Source organism: Arthrobacter sp. MDT1-49-2 (assembly GCF_059090185.1).
On sequence record NZ_JBNHFK010000009.1, the window covers coordinates 43,531 to 54,699 of the forward strand.

The following is an 11,169-nucleotide window of genomic DNA, read 5'->3' on the forward strand; positions in this document are numbered from 1 at the left end:
GGACCGGCCCTGCCCTTTGAGGAGGCTAGGAGCGGGTCGGTGCGCCGAGTTCCACGGGTTCTTCGTCATTGCGGTAAGCGGATTCGGAGTGGGCAATAAGATCGATGCCCTTGAGTTCGCTTTCCTCCGGGATGCGCAGCCCGATGGTCAGCTGGAGCACCTTGGCTATCAGCCAGGTCACGGCGAACGAGTACACCAGCACCGCCAGGCAGGCCAGCGCCTGGATGCCCAGGAGTGAGAAACCGCCGCCGTAGAACAGGCCGCTGACCCCGTTGGGGGCCGCCTCGGTGGCGAACAGGCCGATCAGCAATGTGCCGAGCAGCCCGCCGACGGCGTGGACACCTACGACGTCGAGGGAATCGTCAAAGCCCAGCCGGAACTTCAGTTCAATGGCCAGGGAGCAGACGAGCCCTGCGATTGCTCCGATGGCCACGGCTCCCAGCGGGCTGACCGCGCCGCAGGCGGGAGTGATGGCCACCAGGGCGGAGATCAGACCGGAGGCGGCACCGAGGCTGGAGGAGCGTCCCAGCCGCATCCGCTCCATCAGCGCCCAGCCGAGCAGGCCGGCGGCGGCGGCCACGGCGGTATTCAGGAACACGACGGCGGCGGAGTGCCCGGCGGTCAGCGCGGACCCGGCGTTGAAGCCGTACCAGCCGATCCACAGCAGGCTGGCACCCAGGAGGATCAGGGGCCTGCTGTGCGGCTGGCCGTGGGAATGCGGCCACCCCTTGCTCCTGCCCAGCACGAGGGCCAGTGCCAGGGCGGCAACTCCGGCATTCAAATGCACCGCGGTTCCGCCGGCGAAGTCGATGGCGCCCAACTGGTTGGCAATCCAGCCGCCGGTCACCGTTCCGTCCGCATTGTCGAAGGCGAAAACCCAGTGCGCCACCGGGAAATAGACCAGCGACGCCCAGAGTCCGGCGAAGACCATCCACGCGCCGAACTTCATCCGCCCGGCGGCGGATCCGGCCACCAGGGCGGTGGTGACGCAGGCGAACATCAGTTGGAAAGCGGCAAACAGCGCCAGCGGAATGGACGCTGCCGGGTCTTCGGAGAGCAGGTCGGAAAGTCCGAAGAACTCCAGCGGGTCCCCCAGCAGGCCGATGCCGCCCAACGAGTTGCCGAAGGCTGCGGAATAGCCGTACAGCACCCAGAGGACGGCCACCAGGCTGGCTCCGCCGAAGCACATCATCATCATGTTCAGGATTCGCCGCGAGCCCACCATGCCGCCGTAGAAAAAGGCGATACCGGGGATCATCAGACAGACCAGTGCGGAACTGGCCAGCAGCCAGGCCGTGTTTCCAGAGTCCATGGAGGTACTCCCGTTCGGGTCGGGTGCCCGCTGTCCCTCCTGCCGTCCGTGAACAGGACCAGGGATTCCGGAAGAGGCAGGTACAGCCGGCGGGGTCAAGGGATGGATCAGCCCCCATTACTGACCGGCGGTCCCGCCACACCGTGACGGAGACGCTCCCTCAAGGGTGGGCGCCCGATGTTACGTGCGGCAGCGCCTGCAGGTTAGCGCTGTGTTAACGCGCACTGGACATCCGCTGGGAGAACGCTGAACGCCGTCCAGTGGATGCGGGCTAGGCCGTACGCGGCAGGCCCCGGCCGAAGGTAAACGCGCGGATAAGCTGGAGGGCGCCGAGGACGATCAGGAAAACGCCCCCGTAAATCACCAGCACGGCAAGGGAGGTCAGCGGCAGGATCAGCACCGCAATTCCGGCGAGGATGCTGAGAATGCCCAGCACGATGGCGAACCAGCGCGAGCCTCCGCGGTCCGACTCGGCCAGGCTCATCACGCCCTCCACTATCCAGGCGATGCCGAGCAGCAGCGCCAGTGCGGTCAGGGTTGCCGCCGGATTCCGGATGGCAATAACGCCCACCACCAGCAGGGCCAGCCCCACAAGAATGTTCAGTATCTTCAGGCCCACACCTATTCCGGTGAAGATACCCAGCAGGACACGGATAATGCCGGCAATCAGGAAATAGAGCCCAAAGAGAAAAGCGAGGACCTCCAGTGTCGCCCCGGGCCAGAAAAGGACCAGCAGGCCGAGAATGATGGACACCACGCCGGTGGTTCCCAGCCCGACTCGGATCCCGCGGACGGCGTTTCTTGCAAGGTTCAGGGCGTCAAGTGCAAACCCGTCCTGATGGTAAGAGCTGCTTCCTGATACGGACATGCTGAGGACCTCCAGAGAAATTGCCCCCACGGACCGGCTGGACCCGCCTCAAGTATCCGCCGTGCACGGCCCGCTTCTCTAGGGAACGGCGCCGGAACCCGTCAGCTGCGCCCCGATCATTGCCGCCACGGCTGCCATGCCCTCGTTATTCGGGTGGAAGGGCAGCGGTCCGCCCGGCCGCGGACGGATGCCTGCGGTGGTCCACGGATCATCGGACCAGGCATGGTGGTCTGCGCCCGCACCGGATACCGGAACCAGGGTTGCTCCGGTGGCCTGGGCGGCCCGTGCCGTCGCACCCGCCAAATGCGTAAAGAACCTCCGCCCGGCTGAAACCTGCCGGTCACTCATCCGCGGCACACGGACCGCGGGGTCCGGCGGCAGCACCGGAATATATTGGACGAACAGGATCAGTGCCCGCGGGGCACGTCGGCGCACCAGTTCCCCCACCATGGTCAGGGACGCTTCGAGCAGGACGAGCTGCCGGTCCAGGCCGCCTGTGCCGACCAGCCGCAGTTCGCGTACCAGCGCGGCAAACTGCGCCGGCACCGGCGGCAGCCCGGCAGCCACCAGTCCCGTGGCGTAGCCAATGTCATTGCCGCCCACGGTGATGGTCACCAGGTCCGTGTCAGGGGTCAGGGCGTCCGCCTGCGGTGGCTGGCCGAACTGCCGGCGATAGAGGAGATCGGCGGTGACCGCACCCGAACTGGTGACATCGGTGAGCGCCAGGTCCAGGGCGGATGCCAGGCGGTGGGGGTAATTGGCATCGGTACGCCGGGCTCCGTGCGCGGAGCGCGGCACCGGAATGCCCAGCCCCGGGCCCGCGGCATAGGAGCTGCCCATGGCAACGTACTGTGCGCCGGAAAAGGACCGTGCCCCGGGAAACGAACCTGCCCCGGGAACGGAACCTGCCCCGGGAACGGAACCTGCCCCGGACGACGAAGGATGCGGCTGTGCCCTTGTATGAGGGGTATCCATAAGCGGACAGTCTGCCCGCGGACCTTCCCGCGGGCCAGAGTCACTGCGGAACCGGGGGCCCTCCGACGCCCAGATGGGCACGGACCTCCGCATCGGTGGTCTGCGGGAAACTGTCGTAGGCCAAGCCAACGGCGTCCAGTCCGCTGTGCGCACACGGCACCACGACGTCGTCGGCCAGTGACGCGGGGATGTCGGCCGCCGTGCCGCAGGCCACGGGCGCCGCCGCCACCAGCCATGCCGGCGCGAGCCTGCGGACCACGCCCAGGGCGGCGCGCATGGTGGCTCCGGTGGCCAGGCCGTCATCCACCAGGATCACCGTGCCCCCGGCTACCGGGCGCTCCGGGACGCCGGGCCGGAACAGTTCCTCCCGCCGTCGTACTTCGGCCAGCTGTTCCTCGGCGGCGGCGTCAAACATCGCGTCGGCCTGGCTGTTGCGGCTGCGCCAGTAACTGAGGACCTCATTGTTGCGGACCAGGTTGGTGATGCCGGCGATTCCTGCCACCGCCCCTGCGGCAAGCTCGGGCTGCAGCGCGTAACCGATCTTGCGGACCACCACCACGTCCAACGGGGCGGCGAGGGCGGCCGCGACCTCCGCCGCCACCGGTACACCACCGCGGGGCAGGCCCAGTACCAGCAGCGAAGGCGCATCGGCATAGGCCGTCAGTGCGGCGGCGAGCTGACGGCCGGCATCGGCGCGGTCCCGCCATCCGTGCGGCGGGACGGTGGCTGGAGGGGTGTCAGGTTCCGGCATGGGGCCAATTCCGGCAGGTGGTGTTTCCCTCACGCTAGGCCCGCGGCCGAAAGGCGGCAAGGCCGGGGAACTCCCTGCGTTGCCAAAGCCACAGCGACATAGCAGAGTGGCGGCTATGACGCAGACAGCAGTAATCACAGGGGCAACCTCGGGCATCGGTGCGGAATTTGCCCGCCGGCTGGCCGAACGCGGCTACAACCTGGTGCTCACCGGCCGGAACACCGAGCGGCTGGCAGATGCCGCGGCGCAGCTCGCAGACGAGTATTCGGTAAAAACGGAATACATCGGGGCGGACCTTTCCACTGAGGACGGCGTGGCCGCCGTGGCCCGGCGGGTGCAGGAGCCTGATGTCCGGATCCTGGTGAACAACGCCGGCTACGGGCTGAAGAACGACTTCGCCCGGAATGACCTCGACGCCGAGGTGGACCATCTCAATGTGCTCGTCACCGCTCCGCTGAAGCTGAGCCACGCGGCGCTGAACGCCATGCAGGCGGGCGGCGGCGGCCGGATCATCAACGTGGCCTCCCTTGCCGGCCTGCTGCCGCGGGGTACCTACAGCGCCGCCAAGGCATGGCTGATCAACTTCAGCCGCTGGGCCAACATCTACTACAGGGACCGCGGCATCACCGTCACCGCAGTGTGCCCGGGATTTGTGCACACCGAGTTCCACCAGCGCATGCAGATGGACAAGAGCGTTTACCCGAACTGGATGTGGCTGCAGGCCGAACAGGTGGTGCGTGAAGGGCTTGCCGATGCCTTTGCCGGGAAGGGCATGTCCATCCCGTCCCGGCGGTACCGCGCCGTGGCCGCAGTGAGCAGGCTGGCGCCGCAGACGCTGGTGGCCAAACTCGCGGGCAGGGGGCGGTAGGCCGTTCCTGCCCACGCGCCGTCCACGCGGCCCCCGCCCGCCGCCGTCGTGCCGTTCCCTGCCCATCGCCGTCGCCCCCCCCCGCTGTCGCCCGCCCGCCGTCGCCCGCGCCGTCGTGCAGCGTCACATGGGCTGGCGGCGGCACGACGGCGGGCCTAGGGTGGCGGTGCGCCCCACCGGGCGCATTCGGACTGACCAGAACACCGGCGAAAGTGAACTCCCATGAGCACCCCCACCGTTTATGCCCTGCATGAGAACCCCGAATGGTTTCCGCCCTTTGCACGCGCATTTGCGGCCGAAGGCATCCATGTGGAGGAGTGGCTGCTGACCGACGGCGTACTGGACCTGGACGCCGTGCCGCCGGAAGGCATTTTCTGGTCCCGGATAAGCGCGTCCGCGCACACCCGCGACCATGGGCTGTCCAAGGACTATGCCCGCTCCGTGCTGTCCTGGCTCGAGGCGCATGGCCGGCGCACGGTGAACGGCCGCCGCGTGTTGGAAATGGAAATGAGCAAGGTGGACCAGCTGACCGCGCTGCGGGCCGCGGGCATCGACACCCCGCGCACCGTGGCAGCGGTGGGCCGCGACCGGATCCTGGAAGCCGCGAAGGAATTCGACGCGCCGTTCATTCTTAAGCACAACCAGGGCGGCAAAGGACTCGGCGTCCGGAAATTTGAGTCGCACGGCGAGCTGGCGGACTACGTCGCCTCGGACGAGTTCGAGGAGCCAGCGGACGGCATCACCCTGGTCCAGGAATTCATTGTTGCCGCCGAACCGTTTATTACCCGTGCGGAGATCGTGGGCGGGGAGTTCATTTACGCGATCAAGGCCGACACCGCCCGCGGCGGCTTCCAGCTCTGCCCGGCCGACGCCTGCGCCATAGATCCGGTCACCGGCCGGCCCGTGATGCCGCCCGGAGCCACCATCGCCCCCGACGCCGATACCCAGCTGTTCAGCCTGCGCGAGGACTTCGAGTCGCCGGTGATCGGAAAGTACCTGGACTTTGCCCGGCGCAACGGGATTGAGATCTGCGGCATCGAGTTCATCGAAGCGGCCGACGGCAGGCTGCTCACCTATGACGTGAACACCAACACCAACTACAACGCCGCCGTTGAAGCGGTTGCGCCTGCATCCGCTCCGCGGGCGCTCGCCCGGTATCTCGCCGGTCTTGCCGGCCAGGGGGTCTAGCCCGCGGTCAGCGCAGATTAGCGCCCCTGGAAGACCCCGCCTCCACAGCCGGTGTGATCTGCGCCGGAAGCGGGCACCAGGGTGGCTCCGGCCTCGTTTTTTACCTCCGGAAGCGGTGCCTCGATATAGTCGTTGTTAGCCAAACTAAGGAGCCTATCCATGTCCGCTGCTGCTGAATCTGTTTCTGAACCGCTGTGGGTGAAGAACTATCAGAGCGGTGTTCCGGCGCAGATCGAACTGCCTACGGAATCCCTCACCGCCATGATGGAAGACGCGGTTGAGCGTTTCGGCAGCAAGGTGGCACTGGAATTCTTCGGAGCTGAAACCACCTACAAGGAGCTGGGCGACCGGATCAACCGGGCGGCCGAGGGCCTGCGGCGCCTGGGCGTGCGCAAGGGCCACCGCGTGGCCGTCATCCTGCCCAACTGCCCGCAGTACCTCATCGCGTTCTACGCCGTCCTCCGCCTGGGCGCCGTCGTCGTCGGCCACAACCCGCTGTACACCGAACGCGAACTGCGCCACCAGTTCGAAAACCACGGTGCCAAGGTCGCCATCGTGTGGGACAAGGTGGTGGAAAAGGTCCAGGACTTCCCGGACGACGTCGCGGTGGACACCATCGTGGCCGTGAACATCACCAAGGCCATGCCGCGGCTGAAGCGGATGGCACTGACCCTGCCGCTGCCCTCGATTCGGCGGACCCGCCAGGGGCTGACGGCGAAGACCGAGCACACCCTGGCCTGGGAGGAACTGCTGGACACCGCCCCGCTGGCGAAGGACCACCCGCGCCCCAAGGTCACCGACCTGGCCGCGCTGCAGTACACCTCGGGCACCACGGGTGTTCCCAAGGGGGTCATGCTCACGCACTTCAACCTGCGCTCCAACGCCCTGCAGGGCAAGGCCTGGATGCACGGCGCGCAGGAAGGCAAGGAAGTCATCTACGGTGTCTTGCCGATGTTCCACGCCTTCGGCCTCACGCTGTACCTGACGTTCTCCGTGCTCACGGGCTCGCGGCTGGTGCTGTTCCCCAAGTTCGATGTGGACCTGGTGATGGCTGCGGCAAAGAAGTCCAAGCCCACCGTTTTCTGCGCCGTGCCGCCCATCTACGAAAAGACGGCGCTGGAGTCCAAGAAACGCGGCATTGACCTCTCCACCATCCGCTACGCCATTTCCGGAGCCATGACCCTGCCGGCGGCCACGGTCCAGCTGTGGGAAGAGGTTTCCGGCGGACTGTTGGTGGAAGGTTACGGCCTGACCGAATCCTCGCCCGTGGCACTGGGTAACCCGTTTGCCCCCTCCCGGCGCAACGGCACCATCGGCGTTCCGTTCCCCAGCACCGAGATGCGCGTGGTGGATCCTGAGTCCCCCGAAAACGATGTGGACCCCGGTACCGCCGGCGAGCTGCTGATCCGCGGACCGCAGGTGTTCACCGGGTACTGGAACAACCCCGAGGGCAGCGCCGAGGTACTGCTCGACGGCGGCTGGCTGCGTACCGGCGACATCGTCACCGTTGATGAGGACGGTTTCGTCAAGGTGGTGGACCGGCGCAAGGAACTGATCATCACCGGCGGGTTCAACGTTTCCCCGACGGAGGTGGAGGAAGTGCTGCGCACCCATCAGCTCATCCTCGACGCCGCAGTGGTGGGACTGCCCCGCGCGGACGGAGGCGAGCAGGTGGTGGCCGCCGTCGTCCTCCAGGAAGGTGCGGAACTGGATGAGGCGGCACTGCGCGCCTACTGCCGGGAACGCCTCACGCCGTACAAGGTGCCGCGGAAGATCGTGGCCATCGAGGAGCTGCCCAAGTCCATGCTTGGCAAGGTGCTGCGCCGTCAGGTCCGCGACAGCCTTCTGCGGGACGCCTAGGGCACTCCCTCTCCGGGTCAACCGCGCCCGGTCCCGGTTGTGTCCGATTGACTTGACCGACCGCGCCCGGTCCCGCTTGTGCCCGGTCAACCGCGCCCGGTCCCGCTTGTGCCCGGTCCCGCCCGGGCCCGGTCCCGCTTGTGCCCGGTTGCCGTGACCGACAGCGCCCGTCCCGCCGGACGGGCACTCCGGCCCCCGGGGCGGCCAGTACCTATTGACGGGGTCTCCGGCAGCGGGTTGGAATTGTAAGTGGGCTTGGTATCTGCCAGGTTCCTCACAAGTCAACCAACTGGCCGCCAGGGATGCACGTGGAGAAGCCAGCGTCCCCTCCTGCGGTCTGTGGTGAACCGCCGCCGGTCAACCGACTCGGCGGATTCGCTGTCGCGAGGAGATCAAGATGATCACGAATCAGCAGGTCGAAGGGCTTATGGCCGGGTCCGGCAATGTGCTGGGCCCCAACGGTGACAGGATCGGCTCGGTCGGGACGTTCTACCTGGATGACCAAACGGACGAGCCGGCCTGGGTCACGGTGAACACCGGCCTTTTCGGCACGTCGGAAACGTTCATTCCCCTCACCGAGGCAAGCGTTGAGGGCGTTGATGTCCTGGTGCCGTATTCCAAGGAAGAGGTCAAGAACGCGCCGCACATCGAAAGTGACGGCTCCATCAGTCCGGAAGAGGAAGTGACGCTGTACCGCTATTACGGGTTCGCTTATGACGACGGCTCGAGCGAGTCCTTCAGCGAAACGGACACGATGACCACGGACAGCGGAACGATGACGGACGGGGGAACCACCTCGGGCCGCATGTCCGGCAGTGATGCGGACGCCGGACTGGTCTCTGACGAGCGTACGGCCGGCACCTCCACCGGGGCGGGCACGTCCAACCTCTCGGACCAGTCCCGTTCGGGTGCCAATATCGACGACGCCATGACCCGGTCCGAGGAGCGCCTGAACGTAGGCACCGAAAACCGTGCCGTGGGCAAGGCCCGGCTGCGCAAGTACATCGTGACGGAAACAGTCACCCAGCAGGTGCCGGTCAGCCACGAGGAAGTCCGGATTGAACGCGAGCCGATTACCGACGCCAACGCCGGTGATGCCCTCTCCGGGGCGGAACTGACCGAGGACGAGCACGAGGTCACGCTGCACGCAGAGCAGCCGGTGGTCTCCAAGCACACCGAACCGGTGGAACGGGTGCGCCTGGACACCGAAACCGTCACGGACACGGAGAGCGTTTCCGAGGAGGTCCGCAAGGAGCAGATCGACACGGACGTTGACGAGACCAATATCCGGCGCGGCAGCTCGGGCGGATCCGGCTCAGGCTCCGGCGGTTCGGAGTCCGGCGGCTCGGGCTCAGGCAGCTCGGGCAGTTCCGGCGGCAGCCACTAAATATCGGTTCACCGCGTTTCAACCACGACGGCGGGTCCTGGGTTTCCCGGGGCCTGCCGTTTTGCTGTGTTCCCTTCCGTGCGGGGACGTCGTCCCCCGCTTCCGTGGCACGGAGGGAAAAATCGACCGGTTTGGTGGCTTCCGGACGGTTTAAACCCTGCGAATCAGCGCAAACCATGCGAAAAAGTCCAAACCGTGCGAAAAAACCGAACCGTGCGGAAACAGGCCGGGCAGGCGAACCCGCGTCAGCCCCACGCCACCAGTTCCGCGGCCAGCGACTGCAGTTCCAATCGGCGCAGCGCACGGCTGGAGTCCAAGCTCCGGCCTCACGGTGTTTTGGGTTAGGGTGGGGCAACTGTCCACGGAGCCCGGGGGAACCTATGCGAAAAACCGCTGCCCACATGGCCCTTGCCCTGATGTTGCTGACCGGCTGCAGTTCGGCAACGGAAGAAGCCTTACCCGCTGCTGCGCCGTCAGCTTCCTCCCCGGCAGCCCCTTCTGTAACTCCGGTAACTCCGACGAAGGATCCGTTGGAGGAATCCTGCCGCAAGCTCACTGGACCGGAGAGCAAAGCGCCGCTTTCCCAGGCCATCTATTTTGTGAGAATCCAGGATGGTACCTATGGATTCAATGCGCCACCGGAGAGCGCCCGCACAGTGGCGATGCAGATCCGCAGCATCGCAGCCACCGCGCCGGAGGGCTTGAACGTGCAGTTGGAGGAGTTCATTTTGTCCTTGGGGACGGCCATTAGCGCTGCTGAAAGCCCGGATGCCGCGTCGGGCTTCGATATGTTTGCGTGGCAAGGCACCATTGCCGACATTCAGGCAACGTGTGGGCTCTAGATGGCAGGCTGAGTCCGTCCGGCAATAACCTCAGTCCCGCCCAGGGGATTCGGGGACGAAAACCACCGGAAACCCAAACCGGCAGGGACAACACGCCGGGCTCAACCGCTAGGCCACCAGCCGGGCGGTCTGCTCCAGAACCTCGCGACAGGCCCGGATAGCGGGGCGGCGGCTGCCGGCTTCCCGGACCGAGGTAAAGATGGTCCGCCGGGGCATGCCGGGCAGGTCCAGCAGCCGCACCGTGGGGGAGCGGCCGGTCCACACCAGTTCGGGCATCAGACCGACGGCGTTGCCGGACTCGATCAGCCGGATCTGCGCCTGCAGGTCCGCGGTTTCATACCGGACATCCGGTTCGAACCCGGCCTGGCGGCAGGCCTGCTCCGCCCAGTGCCGTGACGCGGCGCCGCGGGGCTCCATCACCCATGCACATGCGGCGGTGTCCGCAATGGACCGGATTTCCGCGCCGCCCAGCCGGTCCTCCGGCACGGCGAGCTGGATGGCGTCGGTGGTGAGCTGCATCCTGTCCAGCCCGGGATACCGCGGTGCCGCATGGCCGGGGTACTGCTCCGCGATCACCAGGTCGAAATCCCGGGCCCAGGTCTCGTACAGGGCAGTTTCCGGTTCGCGCTGGGTCATTTCGATCCGCACCTCGGGATAATCCCGGCCCAGGATGGTGAGTGCGTCCGGCATCAGGGCCAGTGCCGCGGATTGGAAGACTGCGATCCGCACCGTCCCGGCGACCGTGGTCAGGGACTCGGCGAGATCCGCCTCCGCGCGTTCCATCGAATCCAAAATCTGTGCCGCGTGATCCACCAGAATCTCAGCCTGCGGAGTCAGCGTGACCCGCCGCCCGGTCTTCCGCAGCAGCTCCACCCCCACCTCTTTTTCCAGCAGGGCCAGCTGCTGCGAAACCGAGGACGGGCTGAAGTTCAGGGCCGTCGCCACGGACGCCAGGGTGCCCCGGACCTTCAGCTCGCGCAGCAGCCGGAGACGGCGGATATCAAGCATGTGGAACACCCCTCGATTATTCAGAAAAGCTAACCAGTACCCATTGGAAAAGATCGCTTTATCTAATTGAACTACAAGCGGATGATTGGTCAGTACCCCGGGGGGATAGC

At 66.5% G+C, this 11,169-nt stretch carries 10 protein-coding genes; 5 read left to right on the plus strand and 5 right to left on the minus strand.

Annotation, left to right across the window (positions count from 1 at the left end; all coding sequences use genetic code 11):
- Positions 1-25 precede the first annotated feature (25 nt).
- From AC5RTS_RS13020 to AC5RTS_RS13035, 4 genes are all read right to left on the minus strand, one after another.
- The gene (locus tag AC5RTS_RS13020; protein ID WP_493992439.1) at positions 26-1,312 is read right to left on the minus strand and encodes an ammonium transporter; all 1,287 of its coding nucleotides are present in this window, start codon (positions 1,310-1,312) and stop codon (positions 26-28) included.
- A 271-nt stretch (positions 1,313-1,583) separates the two neighbouring features.
- Positions 1,584-2,180, minus strand: a complete 597-nt coding sequence (locus AC5RTS_RS13025) for an HdeD family acid-resistance protein (protein ID WP_493992440.1) — start codon at positions 2,178-2,180, stop codon at positions 1,584-1,586.
- A gap of 78 nt (positions 2,181-2,258) precedes the next feature.
- Positions 2,259-3,020: an SGNH/GDSL hydrolase family protein gene (locus AC5RTS_RS13030; RefSeq protein ID WP_493992441.1), complete on the minus strand. Its 762-nt coding sequence runs from the start codon at positions 3,018-3,020 to the stop codon at positions 2,259-2,261.
- Between the two features lie 175 nt (positions 3,021-3,195).
- Complete coding sequence (locus tag AC5RTS_RS13035) at positions 3,196-3,906, minus strand: phosphoribosyltransferase (RefSeq protein WP_493992442.1); 711 nt, start codon at positions 3,904-3,906, stop codon at positions 3,196-3,198.
- A gap of 115 nt (positions 3,907-4,021) precedes the next feature.
- On the opposite strand from AC5RTS_RS13035, the gene AC5RTS_RS13040 reads away from it, so the two are divergent.
- From AC5RTS_RS13040 to AC5RTS_RS13060, 5 genes are all read left to right on the plus strand, one after another.
- Positions 4,022-4,774, plus strand: coding sequence for an SDR family NAD(P)-dependent oxidoreductase (locus AC5RTS_RS13040; RefSeq protein ID WP_493992443.1), 753 nt, complete (start codon positions 4,022-4,024; stop codon positions 4,772-4,774).
- Positions 4,775-4,996: 222 nt separating this feature from the next.
- Positions 4,997-5,962, plus strand: coding sequence for an ATP-grasp domain-containing protein (locus AC5RTS_RS13045; protein WP_493992444.1), 966 nt, complete (start codon positions 4,997-4,999; stop codon positions 5,960-5,962).
- 159 nt (positions 5,963-6,121) lie between these two features.
- Positions 6,122-7,822: a long-chain-fatty-acid--CoA ligase gene (locus tag AC5RTS_RS13050; RefSeq protein ID WP_493992445.1), complete on the plus strand. Its 1,701-nt coding sequence runs from the start codon at positions 6,122-6,124 to the stop codon at positions 7,820-7,822.
- 397 nt (positions 7,823-8,219) lie between these two features.
- The gene (locus tag AC5RTS_RS13055; protein WP_493992446.1) at positions 8,220-9,209 is read left to right on the plus strand and encodes a YsnF/AvaK domain-containing protein; all 990 of its coding nucleotides are present in this window, start codon (positions 8,220-8,222) and stop codon (positions 9,207-9,209) included.
- A 401-nt stretch (positions 9,210-9,610) separates the two neighbouring features.
- On the plus strand, positions 9,611-10,051 hold the full coding sequence (locus AC5RTS_RS13060) for a hypothetical protein (RefSeq protein WP_493992447.1): 441 nt from the start codon (positions 9,611-9,613) through the stop codon (positions 10,049-10,051).
- A 108-nt stretch (positions 10,052-10,159) separates the two neighbouring features.
- Here the strand turns inward: AC5RTS_RS13060 and AC5RTS_RS13065 are convergent, their stop codons facing one another.
- Complete coding sequence (locus AC5RTS_RS13065; protein WP_493992563.1) at positions 10,160-11,059, minus strand: LysR substrate-binding domain-containing protein; 900 nt, start codon at positions 11,057-11,059, stop codon at positions 10,160-10,162.
- Positions 11,060-11,169: the final 110 nt, after the last annotated feature.